The organism is Prosthecodimorpha hirschii, from assembly GCF_001305515.1.
GTDB lineage: Bacteria > Pseudomonadota > Alphaproteobacteria > Rhizobiales > Ancalomicrobiaceae > Prosthecodimorpha > Prosthecodimorpha hirschii.
The window spans coordinates 861,818-887,352 of sequence record NZ_LJYW01000001.1; the positions used below are offsets into that span (position 1 = coordinate 861,818).

Here is a 25,535-nt window from a genome sequence, read left to right on the forward strand (position 1 = left end):
CCCTCGCCTCTTCGCGCGCAACGGCCGCCCGGCCGCCGCGCGCCTTACCAACTGTCCTTCAGCCACTGACCGACGCGGGCGATGTAGCCGCCCGTTCCGGTCAGGAGCCCGCCCCGGGCGCGACTCTCGAATTGCTCGATCTGCGCGACCTGCGGATAGATCAGAAGCCCGACCGACGCCGCGAAGGCCGGCCCCTTGGCCGCCTGCGGCAGACCGGCGATGCCGAGCGGACGACCGAGCCGGACGTTCCGGCCCATGATCCGCCGCGCCACCTCGACCACGCCGGTCAGCTGACTGGCGCCGCCGGTCAGCACGACCCGGCGGCCGACGCGCCCGGCAAAGCCGGAGGCGGCCAGCCGGTCGCGGGTCAGCTCCAGGATTTCCTCGATGCGCGGCCGGATGATCCGGGTCAGCGAGCCGCGCGGAATGTTGATGATGTCGTGGCTGTCCTCGCCGACCGACGGCACGCCGACGATCTCGTGATCGTCCGACGAGGTGGCGAGCGCGGAGCCGTGCAGCGTCTTGATCCGCTCGGCATCGGCGAGCCGGGTCGACAGGCCGCGCGCGATGTCCATGGTGACGTGCTGGCCGCCGATCGCGATCGCGTCGGCATGGCAGAACTGGCCGTCGGCGAAGACCGCGATCGAGGTGGTGCCGCCGCCCATGTCGACGCAGGCGCAGCCGAGTTCGGCCTCGTCGTCGACCAGGGTGGACAGGCCCGCCGCATAGGGCGTCGCCACCATGGTCTCGACCTCGAGATGGCAGCGGTTGACGCAGAGCTCCAGATTGCGGATCGGCGCCGTCTCGGCGGTGACCACATGCATGTCGACCGACAGCTTGCGGCCGAGCATGCCGGTCGGGTCCTTGATGCCGCGCGAGCCGTCGAGCGCGTAGCCGATCGGCAGCGAATGCAGCAGCGAGCGGTCGTCGGTCACCGAATGCGAGCCGCCGGCGGCGAGCACGCGCTGGATGTCGCTCTCGTCGACCTCGACGCCGGCCACGTCGACGCTGGCGCGGAAGATCTCGCTGCGCAGGCGTCCGGCGGTCAGGTTCACGATCAGCGATTCGATGGTCAGCCCGGCCATCCGCTCGGCGGCGTCGACCGCGAGCCGGATCGACTGCTCGGCCTCGTCGAGATCGATCACCATGCCGGACTTCATGCCGCGCGCGCGCTGCATGCCGTAGCCGAGCACGGCGAGGTCGTGGGTGCGGCCGGGCAGGATCTTGTCGGGCGTGCGCGGCGTCAGCTGCGCGATCAGGCAGGCGACCTTGGAGGAGCCGACATCGAGCACGGAAACGACGGTCGGCCGCCTTCCGGAAAGCGGCCTCATGCGCGGAACCGATTGGCCTGGGGTCGAGCGCTTCATGTGGCAGCCCCCTTCTTCTTGGCCGAGCGCAGCTTGATCGCCTCGCGCCGCGCCGTCGCGGCCGCATCGGAGAGCTTCACGTAGAGCCGGTCCGGCGAGCGCAGATCGATGGCGGTGATGTCGCGGTCGAGCAGCTTCTTGGTCTCGTCGAGACGGGCGACCTGGGCGAGCGCGCCGGCCGGCGCATCCTCGGGCAGCCGGATCTCGACCCCGTCGACGGTGACGAGGTTCCAGCGCCGCTCGGCGACCAGCACCGCGGCCCGGATCTTGGCGCGAATCGAGGGCGCCGATTCGATCAGGCGGGTCGCCTCCTCGGCGCGCAGATTGGCGCCGATCCCGACCACCAGCGGCAGGTTGGCGTGGCGCGGCTCCAGGGTCTCGGCCATCACGGCGCCGGTCTTGTCGACGACCCGGATGCGGCCGTCATCCTGCCAGAGCGCATAGGGCCGGCGCTCGCGCAGGCTGACCACGACCTTGTTGGGGTAGATCTTCTTGACCGAGACGTCGGCGAGCCACGGGATCTCGGCGATCCGCGCGCGCGCCTTCTCGGCATTCATGAACAGGAGCGACGAGGTCGGCGTCACGTCGATCCGGTCGACGATCTCGGTCGAATCGGATTCGGCGAGCCCGCGAATCTCGATCTGCTGGACGCCGAATCCGGCCGCAGAGGTTAATTCGTCGGCGACCAGCTTGTATTGGCCGCCGAGCGCCATGCCGTAGCCGATCCAGCCGCCCAGGAAGGCGAGCGCCAGCACGGTGCCGTTGCGCCGGTCGAGGGTCTCGGCGATTCGCCCGACCGTACCGGTGACGCGACGGACAAGCCGGCCCGTGCGCGACCGACGGAAGCTCGCAGCAACTGCGCCCTCCGAAGTCGCGGCCCGGTCGGCCCGCCCCTGTCCCGTCAACGATCGCAACTCGCGTCCTCCACGATCCATTTCGCCAACGCCGCGAAGGACATGCCCTCGTGTGCTGCCATCTCGGGCACCAGGGACGTTGCGGTCATGCCGGGCTGAGTGTTGACCTCGAGCACGATGACCTCGCCCTCCCCGTCACCCCGGTCGTCGAAGCGGAAATCGGTTCGTGAAATGCCGCGACAGCCGAGCGCCAGGTGCGCCTTCACGGACATCATTTGGATACCTTGGTAAATAAATGGTTTAAGCCGAGCCGGAAGAATGTGTTCTGAGCCCCCTGGGGCATACTTGGCGTCGTATCCGTAGAAGGCTTCGCTTTTGGCGATTATCTCGGTGACGCCGAGGGCCCTGTCGCCCATCACCGCGCAGGTCAGTTCCCGTCCGGGCACGTAGCGCTCGACGATCACACGGTCGCCATAGGGCCAGTCTTCGCGCAGAAGTTCCTGCGGCGGATGGGTCCGATCCTCCTTGACGATGATGACGCCGAAGGAGGAGCCCTCCGCGACCGGCTTGACCACATAGGGCGCCGGCAGGACGTGCTCGCGCGCGGCCTCCTGTCGGCTGACGGTGCGGCTTTCGGCGACCGGCAGGCCGACCGCCTCGAACACCATCTTGGCCTTGTCCTTCTGCATGGCCAGCGCCGAGGCCAGCACGCCGGAATGGGTGTAGGGGATGCGCAGCGTCTCCAGGAGACCCTGGATAAAGCCACCCTCGCCGAAGCGCCCGTGCAGGGCGTTGAAGGCCACGTCGGGGCGCAGGGCCGCCAGTTGTTCGGCGATATCGTGGCCGACATCGATCTCGCTGACCCGGTAGCCGGCCTCGACCAGCGCCGCCGCGCAGGCCGCGCCCGACTTCAGCGAGACCGGCCGCTCGGAATCCCAACCGCCCATCAGCACCGCGACGTGCTTCGTCATTTCCATCCCTCCGGTCGAATCGGGATGGCCCGGCCGATCCGGGCCGGGGCGCATCCGCCAGGACACATGCGATTTCGCGTCAGATCAGACCGTGAAACGGCAGGATCTCGCGACCGGGCGCGAAATGCCCGAACCGCTTGATCTCCCATTCCAGGCGTTCGCCGGTCGCCTCGTAGACGCGGGCGCGCACGGTCTCGCCGAGGGATTCCACGTCATGGGCGGTGGCGGCGCCGAGATTGATCAGGAAGTTGCAGTGCATCTCGGAGACCTGGGCGTCGCCGACGCGCAATCCCCGGCATCCGGCCGCGTCAATCAGCTTCCAGGCGCTGTGTCCGGCCGGGTTCTTGAAGGTCGAGCCGCCGGTGCGCGACCGGATCGGTTGGGCCGCCTCGCGATGCGCCGTGACCGCCGCCATGGCGGCGCGGATCTCGTCTTCCGGCGCCGGCACGCCCTCGAACAGGGCGGAGGTGAAGATCAGATCGGCGGGTGCGGACGAACCCCGATAGGCATAGCCCATATCGGCATTGGTCAGGGTGTGCAGACGGCCCTGCCGGTCGACGGCGCGGACCTCGACGACCCGCTCGCGCGTCTCGCCGCCATTGGCGCCGGCATTCATCCGGAGCGCGCCGCCGATGCCGCCCGGGATGCCGAAATAGAAGGCGAAGCCGCCGAGCCCGGCGGCGAGCGCGGCCTCGGCCAGCTTCTTGTCGGGCACCGCCGCGCCGGCCCTGAGCCGGTTCGGCGCGACCGACTCGACCTGGCCGAAGCCGCGCGCCGACAGCCGGATGGTGACGCCCGGAATGCCGCCCTCGCGCACCAGCAGGTTGGAGCCGAGGCCGATCACCGTGATCGGCACGCCAGCCGGCACGCGACCCATGAAGACGGCGAGATCGGCCTCGTCGGCCGGCTGGAACAGGAGCTCCGCCGGGCCGCCGACGCGGAACCAGGTCAGCCCGGTGAGGTCGTAGCCGGGCTGCAGGGCGCCGCGGATGCCGGTCGTGTCGATCTGGGCGAGGAGGTCGCTCATGGCCGGGCCGCTCACGCCACCGTGCCGGGGGCGTCGAGCGCGGCCAGTTGCTTCGGCAGCGCATAGGCCCACTGGGTGATGTTGCCGGCGCCGAGGAAGACGACATAGTCGCCGGGCTGGAGCCGGCCGCGCAGGAGGCCGGCGATCTGGTCGGCGCCTTCCAGCGCGATCACGTTGCGATGGCCGCGGGCGCGCAGCCCGCCGACCAGGCCGTCGCGGCTGATGCCTGGGATCGGCGCCTCGCCGGCCGCATACACGTCGGCCACGATGACCGTGTCGGCGTCGTTGAAGGCCTGGCAGAATTCCTCGAACAGCGCCGACAGCCGCGAATAGCGGTGCGGCTGCAGGATGGCGACGACCCGCCCGCCGCGGCCCTCGCCGGTGACCGACGCGCGCGCCGCCTTGAGGACGGCCATGATCTCGACCGGGTGGTGGCCGTAATCGTCGAAGATCTGCACGCCGTTCCATTCGCCGGTCAGCGTGAAGCGGCGCTTGACGCCCGCGAAGCCGGCCAGGCCCTTGCGGATCGCCTCCGGCTTGATGCCGAGCTGGTCGGCGACCGCGATCGCCGCGGTGGCGTTGGAGACGTTGTGGATGCCCGGCATGTTGACGACGAGGTCGTCGATCGACTTCTCCGAACCGGTGACGCGATCGCGGATGACGACCGAGAACTGCGACGCCCGGCCCTTGGATTCGACCTTCTGGTAGCGCACGTCGGCCTGCGGATTGGTGCCGTAGGTGATCACGCGCCGGTCCTCGATGCGGCCGATCAGGGCCTGCACCTCCGGGTGGTCGAGGCACATCACCGCGAAGCCGTAGAAGGGCACGTTCTCGACGAACTGCTTGAAGGCGTTGCGCAGCGGATCGAAGCTGCCGTAGTGGTCGAGATGCTCGGGGTCGATATTGGTGACCACCGCCACGTCGGCCGGCAGCTTGACGAAGGAGCCGTCGGATTCGTCGGATTCGACCACCATCCACTGGCCGCCGCCGAGCCGGGCATTGGTGCCGTAGGCGTTGATGATGCCGCCGTTGATGACCGTCGGGTCCATGCCGCCGGCATCCAGCAGGGCGGCGACCATCGAGGTCGTGGTGGTCTTGCCGTGGGTGCCGCCGATGGCGATGGCCGACTTGAAGCGCATCAGCTCGGCCAGCATCTCGGCGCGGCGGACCACCGGCAGCAGCCGGTCGCGCGCGGCGGTCAGTTCCGGATTGTCGCGCTTGATCGCAGAGGAGACCACGACCACGCGCGCCTCGCCCAGATTGGCGCCGTCATGGCCGACCGAGACCGGGATGCCCTTCTCGCGCAGGCGCAGCACATTGGCATTCTCGGCCACGTCCGAACCCTGGACCTTGAAGCCGAGCGTGTGCAGCACCTCCGCGATGCCGCTCATGCCGATGCCGCCGATCCCCACGAAATGAACGGGGCCGATCGTGGAAGGCATCTTCATGGGTCGTCTCTCCTGTGCGGCCCCTTCTGGGGCATGTCTGTCCGATGGTCCGGGCGGACCGTCCGGTTCGAGCGCCGTCTTGGGATGAGGCGCCAACCGCTTGTGGTATCGGGTCTTTCGACCCCGCGAAATCAACCTTGTGCGACCGCCTCGACGAGATCGGCGAGCCGGGCGACCGCATCCGGGCGCCCCTGCGCCCGCGCCGCCGCGGCGGCCGCAGCCAGCCGATCGGGTTCGCGCATGAAGCCCGCGAGGGTCTCGGCCAGGCGCTCCGGCGTCAGCTCGGCCTGCCGGATCGTCCAGCCGCCGCCGGCCTCCTCGAGCACGCGCGCATTCTCGGCCTGGTCCTGGTCGAGCGCATGCGGCAGCGGCACCATCAGGCCCGGCCGGCCGATCACGGCCAGTTCGCCGACCGTCGACGCGCCGGAGCGGCACAGCACCAGATGGGCCTGCGCGATCCGCGCCGGCAGGTCGACGAAGAACGGCGCCGTCTCGGCCTCGATGCCGAGCCCGGACAGCGCCGTCCGGGTCCGCTCCATGTCCTCGGCGCGGACCTGCTGCACCAGCTTCAGCCGCGCGCGCAGGTCGGCCGGCAGCAGGGCCAGCGCGGGCGGCACGGCATCGGAGAAGAAGCGGGCCCCCTGGCTGCCGCCGAAGACCAGGAGCCGGAACTCGCCCCCGGCGACCGGCGGATCATACGGGATCGTCGCCGCCTCGATGACCATGTCGCGGACCGGATTGCCGGTATGGACGCATTTGGCGGCGAAGGGTTCGGCATGGCGGGTGCGCGAAAAGGACAGCGCAATCCGGTTGACGCGTTTCGCCATTGCGCGATTGGCACGGCCCATCACGGCATTCTGGTCGTGCAGGATGGTCGGCACATGGTGGATGACGGCCGCGAGCAGCGGCGGCACGGTCGGGTAGCCGCCGAAGCCGATCACGGCGGCCGGATTGACATCGGCCAGCAGCTTCCAGGACTGCCGCAGCCCGCGGATCATATGCCAGGCGGTGCGCATCACCGCGATCGGCGACCGGCCGCGGTAGGTCTCGGAATCGATGATGTGGATCGCCCGGGCCGGGAAGGCGCGGCCGTATTTGTCGGCGCGCTCGTCGGTGGCCAGATCCACCGTCCAGCCGCGCCGGCCGAGTTCGGCGGCGAGCGATTCGGCGGGAAAGAGATGGCCGCCGGTTCCCCCGGCGGCGACCAGGATCGTGCCGCTTCTCACGCCAAAGCCTCCAGGGGCTGCTCATCGTGGATCGAACGCGCGATGCGCGTGGTCTGCGCCCGCCGGCGGGTCAGCGCCAGCAGCCAGCTCATGCCGAGCGCGACCGCGATCAGCGACGACCCGCCATAGGAGATGAAGGGCAGCGTCATGCCCTTGGAGGGGACCAGATGCAGGTTCACGGCGAGGTTGATGGCGCTCTGCACCCCGAACAGGGTGACGAGCCCGGTCACGGAGAAGCGGATGAAGGGATCGTCGGTGGCGAGCGCGTGCCTCAGCCCGCGCAGCACCACATAGGCGATCACCGAGGCGAGGATGAGGCAGGCCAGGATGCCGAATTCCTCGCCCATCACGGCGGCGATGAAGTCGGTATGGCTGTCCGGCAGGATCCATTTGACGGTGCCCTCGCCCGGACCGCGGCCGAGCCAGCCGCCGCTGGCGAAGCTGTCCAGCGCCTTGTCGGCCTGGAACGCCGTCGAGTTCGCCTTGGCGCCTTCCATCCCGTTGAACTTGGCCAGGAACTTGTTGATGCGCGCGGTCACGTGCGGCAGCATCGTATAGGCCGCATAGATGCCGCCGACGCCGGCCGCGCCGAGCACCATGACCCAGAAGATCGGCACGCCGGCGACGAAGAAGATCGACCCCCAGGCGATCACGGTCAGCATGGTCTGGCCGAAATCGGGCTGGGCGACGAGCAGCCCGATCATCGCGATCAGCAGCAGCACGGCGAACAGGATGCCGGGGATCTCCGGTCGCCGCTGGCGCTCCGCGAACAGCCAGGCGACCACGATCACGAAGGCCGGCTTGACGAATTCCGACGGCTGAACGGTGATGCCGGCGATCGTCAGCCAGCGCCGCGCGCCCTTGATCTCCTGGCCGAAGAACAGCGTCGCGGCGAGCAGCGCGATGCCGCCGATCAGGGTCACCAGCGCCATGCGCCGGACCAGGCGGGGCGTGAAGAAGGAGCCGACGAACAGCACCAGCAGGGCCGGCAGGAAGAAGGCCGCGTGCCGCTTGACGAAATGGAACTGGTCGGCGCCGATCCGCTCGGCGACCGGCGGGCTGGCCGCGAAGGACATCACCAGCCCCGTCACCATCAGGGCGACGAAGGCGGCGAGCAGCGAGCGGTCGATGGTCCACCACCATTCCGCAAAGCTCGAGCGATCCGTACGGGCGACCATGATCTCTCCCCTGCGAGAAGCGGCCGGGCGGGTGCGGCGAAGCACCTGCGGGACGCATCGGCAGACCAATAAAGTCTTAACCTTGACACTTCGTTAGCCAGGCGGCTCGAACGGCGCCGGACGGCACGGAATACGCTTGGACGCGACTGGAAACTGAGGACCGGCCTGAAACCCGCCGGCAACGCAGCGAATGCCCGACGTGAGGATACCCGTTCATCCACCTGGAGCCACGGACTTTCCCCGGCAGGCACGCATCTATGCCCCCTCGCGCGGGACGAGCCCGTCGATCTGGCGCACGAGGGTGCGGAAATGGTCGCCGCGGACCTCGAAATTCTTGAACTGGTCGTAGGACGCGCAGGCGGGCGACAGGAGCACGACCGATTCCGGCGCGCCGTCCTCGGCCGCATCGCGCGCCGCCGCCGCCAGCGCCGCCGCAACGGTGCCGCTCTTCTCGTAGGCGACATTGCCGTCGAGCGTGCCGGCGAACTCCTCGGTCGCGACCCCGATCAGATAGGCCTTGGCGACGCGCGGAAAGAAACTCTCCAGCGACGTGATGCCGCCCGTCTTCGGCTTGCCGCCCGCGATCCAGTAGATGCGGTCGAAGCTGGCCAGCGCCTGCGCGGTCGAATCCGCGTTGGTCGCCTTGGAATCGTTGACGAACAGGACCCGGCCGCGGCGGCCGATCAGTTCCATGCGGTGGGCGAGCCCCGGAAAGGTCCTGAGGCCCGCCATGATGGTGCGGTGGTCGAGGCCGAGCGCGCGCACGGCGGCGACCGCGGCGGCGGCGTTCTGGCCGTTATGGGCGCCGCGCAGCGCGGCGATGCCGCCGAGATCGCCCGCGACCGTCGCCGACGCCGTCGCCGCCTCGATGATGTGGCCGGCCTCGTAGTAGAAGCCGTGGGCGACCGGGTTGCGGTTGGAGATCCGCACGACGCGCGTGCCGCGCTGCTCGATCCGGTCGGCGATCGCCGCCGAGAGCGGGTCGTCGACGCCGACGATCGCGGTCGCCGCGCCCGCGACCAGGCGCTCCTTGATGGCGGCGTAATTGGCCATGGTTCCGTGCCGGTCGAGATGGTCCTCGCTCAGATTGAGCAGGATGCCGACGGTCGGATCGATCGACGGCGTCGTGTCGATCTGGAAGGACGAGCACTCGATGACGTAGTGGCGGCCCGGCTGCGGCGGGTCGAGCGACAGCACCGCGCGGCCGATATTGCCGCCCATCTGAACGTCGCGGCCGGCATGGGCGAGGAGATGGGCGATCAGCGCCGTGGTGGTCGACTTGCCGTTGGTGCCGGTGATGGCGATCAGCGGCGCGTCCGGGCAGCGCGCGCGCCGCTCGCGGCAGAAGAGTTCGACATCGCCGAGGATCGGCACGCCGTGCGACAGGGCGAGGTCGACGCTCCAATGCGGCCGCGGATGGGTCAGCGGCACGCCCGGCGCCAGCACGAGAGCCGACAGGCCGCGCCAATCGACATCGCGCAGCGGATCCGTGGCGAAGCCCGCCGCCGCCGCGCGCGCCATCGCCTCGGCATTGTCGTCGGCGAGGATCGGCACGGCCCCGCCGGCCCGCAGGGCCTCCGCCGTCACCATGCCCGAGCCGCCGAGCCCGACCACCGCGACCTTGAGACCTCGGAAGCTTTCGACCGGGATCATCGGCTCACCTCAGCTTCAGGGTCGACAGGCCGATCAGGGCGAGCACGAAGGCGATCACCCAGAAGCGGATCACGACCTGCGGCTCCTTCCAGCCGAGCTGTTCGAAATGATGATGGATCGGCGCCATCTTGAACACGCGCTTGCCGGTCAGCTTGAAGCTGGTCACCTGGATGATGACCGAGAGCGCCTCCATCACGAAGATGCCGCCGACGATGGCGAGCACGATCTCGTGCTTGGTGGCGACCGCGACCGTGCCGAGCAGGCCGCCCAGGGCGAGCGAGCCGGTATCGCCCATGAAGATTGCCGCCGGTGGCGCGTTGAACCACAGAAAGCCGAGACCCGCCCCGATCACCGCGCCGAGCACCACCGCCAGTTCGCCGGTGCCGGGCGTGTGGTTGATGTTCAGATAGTCGGCGAAGACGGCGTTGCCGGTCGCATAGGCGATGATGCCGAAGCTGCCGGCGGCGATCATCACCGGCACGATGGCGAGGCCGTCCAGGCCGTCGGTCAGGTTGACGGCATTGCCGGCCCCGACGATCACCACCGCGCCGAACGGGATGAAGAACCAGCCGAGATTGATCAGCGCATCCTTGAAGAACGGGAAGGTCAGCGAGGTCGCATAGGGGATCTTGCCGGCCGACATGATCGTCCAGACCGCGACGCCGGAAATCAGGATTTCCAACCCCATGCGCTGCCAGGCCGAGAAGCCCTTGTGCGACTGCTTGGTGACCTTCAGGAAGTCGTCGAAGAAGCCGATCATGCCGAAGCCGACCATCACGATCAGCACGACCCAGATGTAGATGTTGGTCAGGTTGACCCAGAGCAGCGTCGAGAAGATCACGCCGGACAGGATCATCAGCCCGCCCATCGTCGGCGTGCCCTTCTTCAGAAGGTGCGACTGCGGCCCGTCCGCGCGGATCGGCTGGCCCTTGCCCTGCTTGACGCGCAGCGTGTTGATGATCGCCGGTCCGAACAGGAAGACGAACATCAGCGCGGTCAGGATCGCCCCGCCGGTGCGGAAGGTGATGTAGCGAAAGACGTTCAGCGCCGCGAGCTTGTCGGAGAATTCGCCGAGGAGATAGAGCACGTTCGGGTTCCTCCCCGGGGTCAGGCCCGTTCCGGTTCCGTCTGGGCCGCGAAGCGCGCCTTGAGCGCGTCCACGATCGGGATCATGCGGCTGCCGAGCGATCCCTTGACCATGACCACGTCGCCGGCGCGGATCTCGCCGGGCAGATTCGGTTCGAGACCGGCCGACGTTTCCGCATAGGCCCCGTGCAGGGGGTCCGGCAAGGCCTGCCAAAGGGCATGCATCAGCGGTCCGCACAGATAGGCCCGGTCGACGCCCGCCTCGGCCAGCGGTCCGGCGAGCGCGGCGTGCAGTTCGGCGCCGGTCGGCCCCAATTCGCGCATGTCGCCGAGCACCGCGATGCGGCGCCCGCCCGGTCCGGGACGGGACTGGCCGAGCAGCGCGATCGCCGCCCGCATGGACGCCGGATTGGCGTTGTAGCTTTCGTCGATCAGGGTCGCGGTGCCATCCGGCAGGGCGAGCGTGAAGCGGGCGCCGCGGCCCTTCGGCGGGGCGAGCCCGACCAGGGCGGCGGCCGAGCGGTCGAGATCGGCGCCGAGCAGCACGGCGGCGGTCAGGATCGCCAGCGCGTTCATGGCGATGTGCCGGCCCGGCGCGCCGATCTCGGCGGTCACCGTGCGGCCGAGGATGCTGGCGGTCAGCGTGCTGGCGTCGGGGCGCAGGTCGACCGTGAGCAGTCGGCTCTCCAGCCCCTCGCCTTCGCCGAAGCGATGCACCGTGGCGCCGCAGCGGCGGGCGGTCTCGATCAGGATCGGGGCGGTCGGGATGTCGCCGTTGACGACCGCATGGCCGCCGGGCTCCAGCCCGGAGAAGATCTCGGCCTTCGCCGCCGCGATCTCGTCGACCGAGGCGAAGAATTCCAGATGCACCGGCGCGACCGTGGTGACGACCGCGACATGCGGACGGACCATGCCGGTCAGCGGCGTGATCTCGCCGGCATGGTTCATGCCGATCTCGAACACGCCGAATTCGGTGTCGGCCGGCATGCGCGCCAGCGTCAGCGGCACGCCCCAATGGTTGTTGAACGAGGCGACCGAGGCATGCACCCGGCCGTGCTCGCGCAGCACCATGGCCAGCGCCTCCTTGGTCGAGGTCTTGCCGACCGAGCCGGTCACCGCGACGATCCGCGCCGCCGTGCGCGCCCGCGCCGCGATGCCGAGCCGGACCAGCGCGGCGAGCACGTCGTCGACCGCGACATAGCGCCCGTCCGACGGCAGATCGGCGAGCCGCGCCTCGGCGACCACCGCAAAGGCCGCGCCGCGTTCGAGCGCCTTGGCGACGAAGTCGTGGCCGTCATGCAGGTCGCCCTTGATGGCGAAGAAGGCCTCGCCGGGCTGAATCGTGCGGCTGTCGATGGAGATGCCGGTCGCCGCCGCGCCGGCCGGGCCGACCACGCGGCCGGCCATGGCGGTCGCCAGGGCATCGAGGGTCCAGAGCGGCGCAGTCATGCGGATACCTCGGCGAGGGCCGCACGGGCGGCGTCGTGGTCGGAGAAGGGCAGCACCCGGTCGCCGACGATCTGGCCGGTTTCGTGGCCTTTGCCGGCGATGACGAGAATATCCCCGTCCTTCAGCAGGCCGACCGCCCGGCGGATGGCCTCCGCCCGGTCGCCGATCTCGATCGCACCGGGTGCGGCGGCCAGGATGGCGCGGCGAATCGCGGCCGGATCCTCGCTGCGCGGGTTGTCGTCGGTGACGATCGCGACATCGGCGAGGCGGCTGGCGATTTCGCCCATGATCGGCCGCTTGCCGGGATCGCGGTCGCCGCCGCAGCCGAACACCGCGATCAGCCGTCCGCGCGCGAAGGGCCTGAGCGCCTCCAGCACCTTCTCCAGCGCGTCGGGCTTGTGCGCATAGTCGACGAAGACGGGCGCGCCGGCCGCGGTGGTGCCGACCAGATCGAGCCGCCCGGAGGCGCCGGTCAGGCCTTCGAGCGCCGCCAGGGCCTCGGCGACGGACGTGCCGGTGACGATGGCGAGCCCGGCGGCGACCAGCGCGTTGGAGACCTGGAAGGTGCCGAGCAGCGGCAGGCGGACGGTGTGGGTGCCTCCCGCCGCCGCGATCCTGACGATCTGGCGGAAGCCGTCCGGCTCCACGTCGAGCACCTTGAGGGCCGTCCCGGCCCGCCCGACGGTCAGCAGGTCGAGCCCGCGCCGGGTCGCATGTTCGGCGGCGCGCCGGCCGTGTTCGGTGTCGACATCGACCACCGCCCCCTGCCCGGGCGCCAGCAACTCGTCGAAGAGCCGCATCTTGGCGGCGAAATAGGCTTCCACCGTCGGATGGTAGTCGAGATGGTCGCGCGACAGATTGGTGAAGGCGCCGGCGCCGATGCGGACGCCGTCGAGCCGGCGCTGGTCGAGCCCGTGCGAGGAGGCCTCCAGCGCGACATGGGAGACGCCCTCGGCGGCGAGGCCGGCCAGCGTGCCGGCGAGATCGACCGGATCGGGCGTCGTCAGGCTGCCGTAGAGCGCGCCCTTCGGGCCGACCACCCCGATCGTGCCGATCGAGGCGGCGGCCTTGCCGGTATCGGCCCAGATCTGGCGGACGAAGGCGGCGATCGAGGTCTTGCCGCTGGTCCCGGTGACGGCGACGATGGTGCCGGGCTGCGGGCCGGCGAGCCGGGCGGCGGCGATGGCCAGGGCGCGGCGCGGATCGGGCGCCGTGATCACCGGAACCGGCAGGCCGCCGAGGGCGGCAGCATCCGCGGCCAGCACCGCAACGGCGCCGCGACCGACGGCATCGCCGGCGAAACGGGCGCCGTCCGCCTTGGCGCCGGCGAGCGCCACGAACAGGCCGCCGGGAGCGACCTTGCGGCTGTCGGACGTGACCGCGGTCACCTCCACGGCACCGAGGCCGTCCGGCAGGCCCGGCGTCAATTCGTCGAGGAGTGCGTCGAGGCGCATGATCGTCCCGATCCTTCGGTCGAAAACTCGAACCCGCGGGTAGCGGAACGCAACGAAACGGTCAATTGGAGGCGAGCGTCGCCGGCGCCAGATCGAAGCGCGGCGGCACGTTGAGCATCGGCGCGATGCGCTTGACGATCGCCGCCACCGTCGGGGCGGCGTTCAGACCCGCGGTCGCCGCGCCGATCTCCTTCTCGGCCTTCGGCTCGTCGAGGACCGCCAGCACGACATATTGCGGGTCGTCGATCGGGAAGGCGGCGAGATAGGAGTTGAACCGCTTGTTCGAGGCGTAGCGGCCGTTCTCGATCTTTTCCGCCGTGCCGGTCTTGCCGCCGACCCGGTAGCCGGCCACGTCGGCGCGTGTCCCGGAACCGATCTGGCCGTTGAGCTTGAAGAGATATTTCATCTTCTCGCTGGTCTCGGGCTTGACCACCTGCACCGCCAGGGCATCGGCCTCGGCGCGGCTGCGGACGAAGAAGGTCGGTGGGATCATCTTGCCGCCGTTCATCAGCGGGATGGTGGCGGCCGCCGTGTGCATCGGCGAGACCGAGATGCCGTGACCGAAGGACTGGGTCGCCGAGGACACTTCCGAGAGCCGCTTCGGCCAGAGCGGCAGCGCCACCTCGGGCAGTTCGGTCTTGATCTTGGAGTGGAAGCCGATCTTGGTGAAGAAGTCGTACTGGCCTTGCGGACCGACCTTCAGGGCCATCCGGGCGGAGCCGATATTCGACGAATAGATGAAGATCTCCGGCACGCTCAGAATGCGATTCTTGCCGTGGAAGTCGGAGATGCGCTGCCCGCCGAAGGCCAGGCCGCCGCGCGCGTCGAAGCTGTCGTTGAGGCTGACGCGGCCGGAATCCAGCGCCATCGCCGAGTTGAAGGTCTTGAACACCGAGCCCATCTCGAAGACGCCGGCGGTGGCCCGGTTCATCCGGTCCTTCTCCAGCGCCTCGGCCGGATTGTTCGGGTCGTAGTCGGGCAGCGACGACATGGCGATGACCTCGCCGGTATGCACGTCGAGCACGATGCCGACGGCCGCCACCGCATGGAAGCGCTCCTTGGCGGCCGCGATTTCGTCGCGCACCACATGCTGGACACGCAGGTCGAGCGACAGCTTGCGCGCCTTCAGGCCGCGGTCGGCGACGATGCCGAGCTTGTGCAGCTCGTTCAGGTTCATCTCGTCGTCGATATACTTCTCGATGCCGGCAATGCCCTGGTTGTCGACATTGACGTGGCCGACGACGTGGCTGGCCATGCCGCCACCGGGATAGAAGCGCTTGTTCTCGTCGAGGAAGCCGATGCCCGGAATGCCGAGCCGGTGGATGCGGAAGCGCTGCTCCGGGGTGATCTCGCGCTTCAGCCAGACGAAGCCGGCGCCGCTCTTCAGCTTGTGGCGCACCGACGGTTCGCGCATGTCCGGCAGCACGCTCGACAGGGCCTCGATCGCCTCGTCCACGTCGAGGATGCGGCGCGGCTCGGCGAACAGCGAGGAAGTCTTGATGTCGGTCGCCAGCACTTCGCCGTTGCGGTCGAGCAGATCCGGGCGCGGCGAGGATTGCACGATCGCGGCGCCGAGAGTGTTGCTGTGCTCCGGCCCCTTCAGGCCGAGATAGACCAGCTTGCCGGCGATGGCGCCGTAGATCGCCACGAAGCCGAGCATCGCCACCTTGACGCGGGTCCGCCCGGCCGCGGCGGCCGAGCGTCGGGTCTTGCCGCGGGCGGGCGCCTGGGTCGGCGCGCTGGTCTCCTCGGCGGCCGGCCCGCGGTGAAAGTCGGTGGCGAACGCGTCCATCGTGGTGCTCACGGTCGTCACTCCCGCCTATCGGATGATGGTGTTCAGGAGATCGTTCGGCTTCGGATCGACCCCCTTCGGTTCGGGCTTGTCCGTCTTGCCGACCCGATCGGTCGACTTCCTGATCGTGCCGGTATGCTCGATCGGCTTGACGCCGGCGAAGAGGCGCTCCGGACCCTTGCCGCCAGCCGTGCCGCCGTCGGGCATGACCTGCCGGAACGGGATGTCGTCGAGCGTCGCGACCTGGTTCGGGTCGAGCGGCTCCAGCTCCAGATAGGTGTGGTAGCGGTCGGCCATCTCCTGCAGCCGCTTGGGCTGGTTCAGGAGGCTCCACTCGGCCCGAAGCGTCGCGATCGCCTCGCGTTCCTGCTGGATCTGCCGGCTCAGCTGGGCGACGCGCGTGGTGGCGTGCTCGGCCTCGTATTTCAGGAAGTAGACCACGCCGGCGCCGGCCATCATGCCGCCGATCAGGATGATGTTGACCGTCCGCATCATGCGCGTGCCCTCCCCCGCCGCGGCGCCGGATCCGGCACGCCGAGCGCTTCTGCGTCGATGGCGCGGCGCACCGGCGCGCCGGTGCGCCGCGCGGCCCGCAGCTTGGCCGAGCGCGCGCGCGGGTTGACCGCCGTCTCGGCCTCGCCCGGCTCGACCGCCCCCTTGGCAATCATCACGAAGGTCGGATCCGGCACGGCCGTCTCGGGCGCGTGGCGCGAGCCGCCGGCCCGCTCCCGGCTGCGGTCGGCCAGGAAGCGCTTGACGATGCGGTCCTCGAGCGAATGGAACGAGACGACCACCAGCCGGCCGCCCTCGGCCAGCACCGCCTCGGCCGCGCCGAGCGCGCGGGCCAGTTCGTCGAGTTCGCCGTTCACATGGATGCGCAGGGCCTGGAAGGTGCGCGTTGCCGGATGGATCTCGTGCGGCTTCTTGGCCCGCCCGAGCACCGCCTCGCACAGATCGGCGAGCTCGCGCGTGCGCTCGAACGGCCGTTCGGCGCGGCGGCGCACGATGGCGCGCGCGATCGGCCCGGACTTGCGCTCCTCGCCATAGACCCAGAGGATGCGGGCGATCTCGATTTCCTCGGCCGTGTTGACGATGTCGGCCGCGCTCGGCCCGTCGCCGCCCATGCGCATGTCGAGCGGCCCGTCGAAACGGAACGAGAAGCCGCGTTCGGCCTCGTCGAACTGCATCGAGGAGACGCCGATGTCGAGCACGACGCCGTCGACGGTCTCCCGTCCGGCCGCCCGGACATGGGCATCGAGATCACCGAAGCGCCCCTCGACCAGCGTCAGACGTCCTTCGGCCGCCTCGGCCAGGGCCTGGCCGGCGCGGATCGCGGTAGGGTCGCGGTCGACGGCGATGACGGAAGCGCCGGCGCCCAGGATGGCGCGGGTGTAGCCGCCGGCGCCGAAGGTGCCGTCGAGATGCACCTCGCCGGGCCGCGGCGCCAGATGGGCGATCACCTCGGCGAGCATCACCGGGCGGTGGCGCGGATCGGGCGCGAAGGGGCCGGCATCCGGCAGGCCCATGGCGGTCGGCAGGGCCGGGAGGACGGGCGCGGTGCCATCGTCGGCGGCGCGGCTCATGTCCGCACCTCGCGTCCGCGCGCCAGCAGCTCCGCGGCTGCGGCTCGCGCCTTGGCTTCGAAGGCCTTGAAGGCTTCTGGTGCCCAGAACTGGAATTTCTGGCCGAGCCCGACGAAGACGATCTCGTCCGTGATGCCGGCGGCCTCGCGGATCCAGTCCGGCACCACGATGCGCCCCTCCCCGTCGATCGACAGCGTATCGCCCGCCCCCATCAGGGTGGCGGCAAGATGCAGATGCTCCGGCGAGAAGCCGTCGTAGCCGGAGACCGCGGCATCGATCTGCGCGATCAGCGCGTTGCCGCCGGCCTCCACGGCCGGTTCCCACAAGGCGCGCACGCAGAAGAGCCCTTCGAAGCCGTCGTGAGCCAGCACGGCACGGAACGGCGCCGGGATCGAAACGCGACCCTTCGCGTCGATCTTCTTCGGGTGCCGGCCGAGAAACCGCTCCATGCCCTGACCCGCACCGCCCATCCCGAAGGCCCTGCCTCATGACACAGCCCCAGCTTCGACATGCCGACGGGCGGCTCAGCCCCTCGACCCTCCCCGCAGACCGCGAAACCGCCATCGGACAACGATCCGCAGCGACCCGTCTGGCCGCGAACGGCCTCGGCGGGTTCGACGGGCTGCCCTGCAACGCGCGAACGGGATAATTTGGGATAGCATGGGATGGCATGGGGGTCAATGGAATCAGCCGGTACGCATAGCCCCTATTGACGCCCGATCAAGGTTAACATTCCGTCCACGCCGACGGCACAAAGCGCTTGATCCGATTAGGAATCCGGCAAGATTTGTGGCGATCGCCGCCGCCCCGGCGCGCCGCCGCGGCTGCCGTGCCGCAGCCCCGCGCTACCAGGTCCAGAGGCTGGAAATCGGCACGGCGGTCAGCCTTTCGCCGAACGGAATGACCCGATCATGGTCGAACAGCACCAGCCCGCGCAGGAACCGGTCGCCAGCCGCCTCCTGCAACTTGCGCAGGCCTTTGAAATCGTCGTCCCGCACGGTTGCCGACGCCTTGACTTCGATGCCGACCAGCCGGCCGCGGCGGTCCTCGATGACGAGATCGACCTCGTCTCCGTCGCGGGTCCTGAAATGCGAGAAGCTCAGGCGGCGGAAGGACCAGGCGGCGAGCTTCAGGATTTCGGAATAGACGAAGCTCTCCAGCACCGCCCCGAAGGCTGTCCGGTTGGCCGCGATCAGATCGCCGTCGAGGCCGCGGAGCGCCGCGAGCAGGCCGCTGTCCAGGAAGTGCAGTTTCGGCGACTTGACCAGGCGCGACAGCCGGTTCGACGACCAGGGCACGAGGCTGCGGACCAGGAACAGCCGCTCCAGGATGCCGACATATTTCTGCGCCGTGACCGACGAGAGCCCGAGCGCGGCGCCGTAGCTGGCATGATTGACGAGTTGACCGGCATGCTCGGCGAGCACGGCGAGAAGCCGCGGCAGCCGTTCGAGTTGATCGATCCGGGCGATGTCGCGCACGTCGCGGTCGAGGATGAGGGCGACATAGTCCTCCAGCCAGACCCGGCGACGTTCCGGCGAGCGCCGGCGCACCGCCTCGGGATAGCCGCCAGCCAGCACGCAGTCGACAAGTGCGTCGCCGGTCACCGTTCCGTCGGCCGACCAGACGGTCTCACCGCCGAAGACAAGGTCGAGGAAGCGGCCCGGCGCCTCGCGCAGTTCGGCCTGGGCGAAAGGCAGCAGCGGCACCACGGCCATGCGCCCGGCCAGGGAGTCCGCCACGGCCGGCACCGTCGCGAGGTTGGCCGATCCGGTCAGCAGGAAGCGGCCCGGTGCGGGATCGCGGTCGACGGCTTCCTTGATCGCCAGGATAAGGTCCGGCGCCCGCTGGATTTCGTCGATGGCGGCCCGATCCAGGCCGCGCAGAAAGCCGACCGGATCGGCGCGGGCCGCCGCCAGGGTGCCGATATCGTCGAGGGTCAGATAGGTCCGCTCGGGACCGGCCAGATGCCGGAGCAAGGTCGTCTTTCCGGCCTGGCGCGGCCCCGTCAGAAGGACCACGCGGGTATCCGCCATGGCCGTCTCGATGCGCGCGACGACACGACGCCGGATATAGCCGCCAGAGGGAGAGGTCGATGCACCCATGCGGCAGATTTTAAGCCTGCGCCTGGCTAATTTAAAGTGAACGGCCGGCAGATTTAAACTGAAACTCCGGCTGATTTAAAGCGACGGCCCGGCGGATCGAAAATCCACGGGCGCGGCCGCGCGGGCCGGCCGGCCTTGCGGCGGGGGCGGCGGGCGTGCGGCCGGGTGGGGGAAAAGTGCCAGTCGGCCTATAAGCCGGGTTCTGTAAGGCCGGGGTTTCCCCCGACGCGGCGGCCATTCATCTGGGACGCCCGTTGCCGGACGCCTCGCGCAACCGACCCGGGCGACTGGTCCGGAACGGACTGGGTCTCCGCCGAAGCGAAGAACCCGCGTCGCCCCTATTTGGTTTTGCTCCCGGTGGGGTTTGCCATGCCGGTCCCGTTGCCGGTCCCGCGGTGCGCTCTTACCGCACCTTTTCACCCTTGCCGCGGACGCATCCGCGGCGGTTCGTTCTCTGTGGCACTGTCCCTGGGGTCGCCCCCGCCGACCGTTAGTCGGCACCGTTGTTCCGTGGAGCCCGGACTTTCCTCCCTCCCCCGCGAGGGGAAGAGCGGCCGCCCGGCCGACTGGCGGGTCCTTCTCTCCCGAACCGCCGGTCCGGGTCAACCGCCAAATGGCACCAGCCGGCGCAGCACCGCCTTTTCGGCTTCGGCGACGAAGAACACCACGACGGCGACCGCCGCGATCGTCAGCACCTGGCGCCCGTCCAGCGCCGCCGTCCCGAACAGGGTCTGCAAGGGCGGCCAGGTCGTGAAGGCGATCTGCACGCCGATCAGCACCGCCGTGCCCAGGAGCGCGAGGCGGTTGCCCAGGAAGGCCTCGGCATTGAGCGAGGCGGCGGCCGGATGGCGGGCATTGAACAGGTAGGCGATCTCGGCGGCGACCAGCGCGTTGACCGCGACCGTGCGGGCGACCGCCAGATCGGCGCCCTGCGCCCGTTCCCAGAGAAAGAGCCCGGTCGAGGCCGCGCCCATCAGGGCCGAGACGAACAGGATGCGCCAGAGCAGCAGCGGCGTGACCAGCGGCGCCTTAGGGTCGCGCGGCGGCCGGCGCATCACGTCGGGCTCGGCCGGATCGAAGGCCAGCGACAGCGACAGCAGGCTCTCGGTGACCAGGTTGATCCAGAGCAGTTGCAGGGCGGTCATCGGCAGGTCGAAGCCGACCAGCACGGCGGCGATCAGCCCGATCGCCTCCGCGCCGTTGGTCGGCAGGATGTAGAGGATCGATTTCACGAGGTTGTCGGTGACCACGCGTCCGGCCCGGACCGCGCCGACGATGGTCGAGAAATCGTCGTCGGTGATCACCATGGCGGCCGCCTGGCGGGCGACCTCGGTGCCCTTGGCGCCCATCGCGACGCCGACATCGGCCCGCTTCAGGGCCGGCGCGTCGTTGACCCCGTCGCCGGTCATGGCGACCACCTCGCCCTGCGCCTGCAGGGCCTCGACCAGGCGCAACTTGACCTCCGGCGTCGCCCGCGCGACCACGTCGGCCCCGGCCGCCGCCCGGGCGAATTCCTCCCGCGCCAGCCCGTCGAGCGCGGTACCCTCGATCACCGTCGCGTCGGCCGGCAGGCCGACCCGCAGCGCCACCGCGCGGGCGGTCGCGGCATGGTCGCCGGTGATCATCACCACCCGGATGCCGGCACGGCGCGCCGCCGCCACCGACGCGGCGCTCTCCGCGCGCTCCGGATCGCGCATGCCGGCGAGCCCCAGAAACACGAAGCCGCCGCGGTCGAGCCCCAGATCCGTCTCGCCGGGCTCCGATCCGCCGTCGATCCGCTCGGCGAGGGCGAGAATGCGCAGGCCCTTGGCGGCCATGTCGTCGAGCGCATCGAACCAGGCCTCGCGTCGGATCGGGCGCTCGGCGCCCCCGACCCGCTCGCGGTCGGCCAAGGCCAGCAGCCGCTCGGGCGCGCCCTTGACGATCACCCGGCGCATGCCGGACGGCTCGCGCAGCGCCACGATCATGATCCGCGCCGCCGGATCGAACGGCACCTGATCCTCGCGCCGATGGTCGCGGCGCAAGGCCTCCGGATCGAGCCCGCTCTTCAGCGCCAGCGTGATCAGCGCGGCATCGACCGGATCGCCGAGCGCCGCATAGCGGCCGCCGCTCTCGTCCAGGCTGGCGTCGTTGCAAAGTGCCGCCGCGCGGATCAGGGCGGCCACCTCCTGGCTGTCGCTGTCGCCATGTTCGGCGGTCAGTTCGCCGACCGGCGCATAGCCGATGCCGCCGATCGCGATCCGATCGGAAGCGGTGACGATCCGCTCGGTGGTCATCTCGTTGACGGTCAGCGTGCCGGTCTTGTCGGTCGCGATCACCGTCACGGCGCCGAGCGCCTCGATCGCCGGCATGCGCCGGATGATCGCCCCGCGCGCCGCCATGCGCTCGACCCCGATCGCCAGCCCGACGGTGACGATCGCCGGCAGCCCCTCGGGGATCGCCGCCACGGCGAGCCCGACCGCCGCCATGAACATCTCGGCCGGCGGCATGGTGCCGCCGAGCCAGCCGACCAGGAACAAGAGCGCGGTCGCCGCCAGCACGATCGCGGTCAGCCAGCGGCCGAAGACCAGGAGCTTGCGGAAGAGCGGCGTGTCGAGCGCCTCGACGGTCTCGATCATCCGGCTGATGCGGCCGATCTCCGTCGCCGAACCGGTGGCGACGACCAGCCCGCGCGCCCGGCCGGTGACCGCGAAGGTGCCGGCATGCGCCATCGAATGCCGGTCGGACACGATCGCGCCATCCGCGGCCGGGTCGATAGCCTTGGCGACAGGGGCGGATTCGCCGGTCAGCGCCGCCTCCTCGGTGGAGAAGCGGACGGTCTCGATGAGGCGCAGATCGGCCGGGATGCGGTCGCCGGCCTCCACGGCGACGAGGTCGCCCGGCACCAGCGTCTCGGCCGGCACGATCCGCTCGCGCCCCGCGCGCACGACCCGCGCCTCCGCCGACAGCATCTGTCCGATCGCGGCCAGCGCCCGCTCCGCGCGCCCCTCCTGGACGAGCCCGATCGCCGCATTGGCGACCACCACGGCGAGGATCACCCCGGCGTCGAGCCCCTCCCCGATGGCCAGCGATACCGCCGCCGCCGCGACCAGAACCAGCACCAGCACATCGCGAAACTGGCCGGCGACGCGCGCCGCCAGCGTCCGTCCGGCGGCCGGCTTCAGACGATTGGCGCCGAAGCGGGCGAGCCGGACGGCGGCCTCGGCCTCGTCGAGCCCACGGTCGCCGTCGGCTTCGAGGCGGCGGGCGGCCTCGGTCGGGGTGAGCCGGTGCCAGGGGGGAGCGGCGGAGAGGTCTTCGACCGGCATTCATGACACCAAGCTGACGGAGAAGCCCCACCATCGCCCCCGCCGGCCGGCGGCGCCATCCGGAAGACCCCGTGGTCGGCGGGATCGTGCCCGCGGCGGGCGAAATGGCGCCCGACCGCATCCAAATCGATTGCATCCTGCCCGCAGCCCTTTCAATGCGCCCGTCCGAACTGCGAAACTCCGTTCGGACCCCTGGAGAATCGGATGGCGGGACAGGTTGATCTGACGCATTTCAAGGATGCCCTGCTGGTGCTCGGCACGGCCGGCATCGTGGTCCCGATCGTCCACCGTCTGAAGGTCAGCCCCATTCTCGGCTATCTGGCCGCCGGCGCGGCGCTCGGGCCGAACGGTCTCGGGCAGTTCCACACCCGCGTCCCCTATCTCGAATGGGTGACGATCCAGAAGACCGACGAGATCGCCGGCATCGCCGAACTCGGCATCGTCTTCCTGCTGTTCTTCATCGGCCTGGAGCTTTCGTTCGGCCGCCTCGCCACCATGCGGCGCTACGTCTTCGGGCTCGGCCTGCTGCAGGTCCTGATCAGCGGCGCGGTGCTGGCCGCACTGGCCAGCCTGTTCGGCCTCAAGCCCGACGCCGCCATCCTGATCGGCGCCTCGCTGGCGCTGTCCTCGACGGCGATCGTCGTGGAACTCTTGGCGACGCGCAAGCGCCTGACCTCGACGACCGGCCGCGTCACCTTCGCGATCCTGCTGCTGCAGGATCTCGCCGTGGTGCCGATCCTGTTCCTGGTCGAGACGCTCGGCGCCGGGCGGGACGGATCGCTGGTCGCCGGGCTCGGCTGGGCGCTCGTGCAGGCGGGTGTCGCGATCGCGCTGATCGTCGGCCTGGGCAAGCTGGTCCTGTCGCCGCTGTTCCGCTTCGTCGCCGAGACCCGCGACAACGAACTGTTCATCGCCACGACGCTGCTGGTCGTGGTCGGCACCGGGGTGGCCAGCGCCGCCGCCGGCCTGTCGATGGCGCTCGGCGCCTTCGTGGCCGGCCTGCTGATCGCCGAGACCGAGTATCGCCGGGCCGTCGAGCACACCATCGAGCCGTTCAAGGGGCTGCTGCTCGGCGTGTTCTTCTTCTCCGTCGGCATGTCGATCGACTTCGGCCGCCTGATCGCCGACCCGGTCCTCATTCTTGGCCTCGCCGTCGCGCTGGTCGCCGTCAAGATGCTGATCTGCACGCTCCTGGCGCGCGGCTTCGGCGTCGCCTGGCCGGCCGCGATCGAGACCGGCGCGCTGATCGGTGCGGGCGGCGAATTCGCCTTCATCGTCATCGGGCTGGCCATGACGACCGGGATCGTCGAGCGGGCCGCCGGCTCGATCGCCCCGACCGTGGTGGCGATCACCATGGCGGCCCTGCCGGCCATGGCCTCGCTCGGCCGCCATCTCGGCCGGCGCCTCGCGCAGGCCCTGCCGGCCGATCCGGAAACCCTGGTCGCCCCGCCGGAAGAGGCCGGCGGGCGGACCATCGTGGTCGGCTACGGCCGCGTCGGCGCCCTGATCGGCACCATGCTGGAGCGCCACCGCCAGCCCTATATCGCCATCGACCGCGACCCGACCACCGTCACGCTGGCGCGCCGCAAGGGCCGTCCGGTCTATTTCGGCGACATCACCAAGCCCGACTTCCTGCGCGCCTGCGGCCTCGACACCGCCCGGGCCGTGGTGGTCACCGTGAATTCGCCGACCCTCGTCGACGACATCGTCACCGTCATCCGCACCCTGCGGCCCGAAGCCGTGATCGTCGCCCGCGCCCGCGACGCGGCCCACGCTACCAAGCTCTACGCGATGGGGGTCACAAACGCGGTGCCGGAGACCATCGAGGCCAGCCTGCAGCTGTCCGAGGCCGCCCTGGTCGGTCTCGGCGTCCCGATGGGACCGGTGATCGCCTCGATCCACGACAAGCGCGACGAATTCCGCCAGATGCTGAAGCAGTCGCGGACGAACGCGCCGAAGCCGTGACGGGCGGGCGCGCGGTCCCTGCCGATCGGAAAACGCTCGTGCGAACAAAAGCATGCGGAGCATCATCGCGGTCCCTTCGGATCCGATCATGCTCGGGACTGGGACTGGGACTGGGACTGGGACTGGGACTGGGACTGGGACCATGACTGCGCCGCCCGATGCCGATCGGCGGCCTCGCCTGGTGGTGGCGGGGGCGGCCGGCCATGACCTGATCTACCGTGTCGCCGCCTTCCCGGCACGCGGCAGCAAGACCGTCGCGGCGGATTTCGCCTCGGTCGGCGGCGGCAGCGCGGCCAATGCGGCGGTTGCGGCGCGGCGCCTCGGGGCGTCGGTGCGGCTGGTCTGCCCGCTCGGCGACGACATGGTCGGCGCCATGATCGCGCGCGATCTCGCCGCCGAGGGCATCGACCTCGCGGCGATCGTGATCGCCGGCGGGCATTCTCCGGTCACTGCCGCCATCGTCGAGGCCGACGGCGAGCGCACCGTCCTGTCCTGGCGGACGCCGGGCGGTCCGCCGCCGCCGATCCCGGATCCGGACGGTCTCGCCGCCGGGTCCGATGCGGTCCTGGCCGACGACCGCTTCCTCGATTTCGTCGCGCCGCTCCTCGCCGCCGCGCGCCGCCGAGGCCGCCCCGCCGTGCTCGATGGCGACCGCGCCGATGGCCTGCCGCCGGCTGCACTGACCGTGCCCAGCCACGCGATCCTGTCGGCGGCCTGCCTGGCGGCGACGACCGGGCTTGGCGATCCGGCCGACGGCCTGAGGGCCGCGGCGCGGATGACGGATGCCTTCCTGGCGGTGACGCTCGGCGCGCGCGGGGTCGTCTGGCTCGACCGTGCCGGCGCCATCCGGCATCTGGCCGCGCCGGCGATCACGGCCGTCGATACGCTCGGCGCCGGCGATGTCTTTCACGGCGCCTTCGCGCTCGCCTTGGCGGAGGGCCGGCCGGAGGCCGAGGCGCTCGGCTTCGCCACTGTGGCGGCCGCCCTCAAATGCCGGCGCTTCGGCGGCCGTGCCGGGGCGCCGACACGGGCCGAACTCGACGCCTTCCTTCGGGATCCGGCGGATTGAACG

General features: G+C 70.3%; 19 protein-coding genes and 1 other RNA gene. 2 read left to right on the forward strand and 18 right to left on the reverse strand.

Going from position 1 to position 25,535, the window contains the following annotated elements:
* Nucleotides 1-44: 44 nt before the first annotated feature.
* The 18 genes from ftsA to ABB55_RS03725 all read right to left on the reverse strand — a co-directional run bounded on the left by ftsA (nucleotide 45) and on the right by ABB55_RS03725 (nucleotide 22,498).
* Entirely contained in the window at nucleotides 45-1,331 is a 1,287-nt protein-coding gene (gene ftsA / locus ABB55_RS03645; protein WP_244471960.1) for a cell division protein FtsA, read from the reverse strand.
* Nucleotides 1,332-1,363: 32 nt separating this feature from the next.
* On the reverse strand, nucleotides 1,364-2,281 hold the full coding sequence (locus ABB55_RS03650; RefSeq protein WP_160321149.1) for a cell division protein FtsQ/DivIB: 918 nt from the start codon (nucleotides 2,279-2,281) through the stop codon (nucleotides 1,364-1,366).
* Nucleotides 2,269-3,192: a D-alanine--D-alanine ligase gene (locus ABB55_RS03655; RefSeq protein WP_054361819.1), complete on the reverse strand. Its 924-nt coding sequence runs from the start codon at nucleotides 3,190-3,192 to the stop codon at nucleotides 2,269-2,271. Before ABB55_RS03655 ends, ABB55_RS03650 begins: the two co-directional genes overlap by 13 nt.
* 79 nt (nucleotides 3,193-3,271) lie before the next feature.
* A complete protein-coding gene (murB, locus tag ABB55_RS03660) occupies nucleotides 3,272-4,219 on the reverse strand; it encodes a UDP-N-acetylmuramate dehydrogenase (RefSeq protein WP_054357597.1) in 948 nt (315 codons plus the stop codon).
* Between the two features lie 11 nt (nucleotides 4,220-4,230).
* Entirely contained in the window at nucleotides 4,231-5,667 is a 1,437-nt protein-coding gene (murC, locus tag ABB55_RS03665; protein WP_054357598.1) for a UDP-N-acetylmuramate--L-alanine ligase, read from the reverse strand.
* Nucleotides 5,668-5,798: 131 nt separating this feature from the next.
* On the reverse strand, nucleotides 5,799-6,893 hold the full coding sequence (murG, locus tag ABB55_RS03670) for an undecaprenyldiphospho-muramoylpentapeptide beta-N-acetylglucosaminyltransferase (RefSeq protein WP_054357599.1): 1,095 nt from the start codon (nucleotides 6,891-6,893) through the stop codon (nucleotides 5,799-5,801).
* Nucleotides 6,890-8,071 carry an FtsW/RodA/SpoVE family cell cycle protein gene (locus tag ABB55_RS03675; protein ID WP_054357600.1) on the reverse strand — a complete coding sequence of 394 codons (1,182 nt, stop codon included), beginning with the start codon at nucleotides 8,069-8,071 and terminating at the stop codon, nucleotides 6,890-6,892. The genes murG and ABB55_RS03675 overlap by 4 nt, the downstream gene beginning before the upstream one ends.
* 255 nt (nucleotides 8,072-8,326) lie before the next feature.
* Nucleotides 8,327-9,724, reverse strand: coding sequence for a UDP-N-acetylmuramoyl-L-alanine--D-glutamate ligase (gene murD, locus ABB55_RS03680; RefSeq protein ID WP_054357601.1), 1,398 nt, complete (start codon nucleotides 9,722-9,724; stop codon nucleotides 8,327-8,329).
* A gap of 4 nt (nucleotides 9,725-9,728) precedes the next feature.
* On the reverse strand, nucleotides 9,729-10,811 hold the full coding sequence (gene mraY, locus ABB55_RS03685) for a phospho-N-acetylmuramoyl-pentapeptide-transferase (protein ID WP_054357602.1): 1,083 nt from the start codon (nucleotides 10,809-10,811) through the stop codon (nucleotides 9,729-9,731).
* 20 nt (nucleotides 10,812-10,831) lie between these two features.
* Complete coding sequence (locus ABB55_RS03690) at nucleotides 10,832-12,259, reverse strand: UDP-N-acetylmuramoylalanyl-D-glutamyl-2,6-diaminopimelate--D-alanyl-D-alanine ligase (protein WP_054357603.1); 1,428 nt, start codon at nucleotides 12,257-12,259, stop codon at nucleotides 10,832-10,834.
* Nucleotides 12,256-13,713, reverse strand: a complete 1,458-nt coding sequence (locus ABB55_RS03695; protein ID WP_054357604.1) for a UDP-N-acetylmuramoyl-L-alanyl-D-glutamate--2,6-diaminopimelate ligase — start codon at nucleotides 13,711-13,713, stop codon at nucleotides 12,256-12,258. The genes ABB55_RS03690 and ABB55_RS03695 overlap by 4 nt, the downstream gene beginning before the upstream one ends.
* Nucleotides 13,714-13,774: 61 nt before the next feature.
* Entirely contained in the window at nucleotides 13,775-15,505 is a 1,731-nt protein-coding gene (locus tag ABB55_RS03700; protein ID WP_054357605.1) for a peptidoglycan D,D-transpeptidase FtsI family protein, read from the reverse strand.
* A 27-nt stretch (nucleotides 15,506-15,532) separates the two neighbouring features.
* Nucleotides 15,533-16,000: a cell division protein FtsL gene (gene ftsL / locus ABB55_RS03705; protein ID WP_181183972.1), complete on the reverse strand. Its 468-nt coding sequence runs from the start codon at nucleotides 15,998-16,000 to the stop codon at nucleotides 15,533-15,535.
* A complete protein-coding gene (gene rsmH / locus ABB55_RS03710) occupies nucleotides 15,997-17,031 on the reverse strand; it encodes a 16S rRNA (cytosine(1402)-N(4))-methyltransferase RsmH (protein WP_054361820.1) in 1,035 nt (344 codons plus the stop codon). Before rsmH ends, ftsL begins: the two co-directional genes overlap by 4 nt.
* 53 nt (nucleotides 17,032-17,084) lie before the next feature.
* Nucleotides 17,085-17,537 (reverse strand): division/cell wall cluster transcriptional repressor MraZ, encoded by a 453-nt coding sequence (locus tag ABB55_RS03715; RefSeq protein ID WP_054357606.1) that lies wholly within the window; start codon nucleotides 17,535-17,537, stop codon nucleotides 17,085-17,087.
* A 396-nt stretch (nucleotides 17,538-17,933) separates the two neighbouring features.
* Nucleotides 17,934-19,121 (reverse strand): ATP-binding protein, encoded by a 1,188-nt coding sequence (locus ABB55_RS03720; protein WP_083463323.1) that lies wholly within the window; start codon nucleotides 19,119-19,121, stop codon nucleotides 17,934-17,936.
* 244 nt (nucleotides 19,122-19,365) lie between these two features.
* Nucleotides 19,366-19,760: RNase P RNA component class A (gene rnpB, locus ABB55_RS27820), an RNA gene on the reverse strand.
* Nucleotides 19,761-19,792: 32 nt separating this feature from the next.
* Nucleotides 19,793-22,498: a cation-translocating P-type ATPase gene (locus ABB55_RS03725; protein ID WP_054357608.1), complete on the reverse strand. Its 2,706-nt coding sequence runs from the start codon at nucleotides 22,496-22,498 to the stop codon at nucleotides 19,793-19,795.
* A 204-nt stretch (nucleotides 22,499-22,702) separates the two neighbouring features.
* Here ABB55_RS03725 and ABB55_RS03730 point away from each other — a divergent pair, with 204 nt between their 5' ends.
* Both ABB55_RS03730 and ABB55_RS03735 read left to right on the forward strand, forming a co-directional pair.
* Nucleotides 22,703-24,463: a cation:proton antiporter domain-containing protein gene (locus tag ABB55_RS03730; protein WP_054357609.1), complete on the forward strand. Its 1,761-nt coding sequence runs from the start codon at nucleotides 22,703-22,705 to the stop codon at nucleotides 24,461-24,463.
* Nucleotides 24,464-24,605: 142 nt separating this feature from the next.
* Complete coding sequence (locus ABB55_RS03735) at nucleotides 24,606-25,532, forward strand: PfkB family carbohydrate kinase (protein WP_054357610.1); 927 nt, start codon at nucleotides 24,606-24,608, stop codon at nucleotides 25,530-25,532.
* Nucleotides 25,533-25,535: the final 3 nt, after the last annotated feature.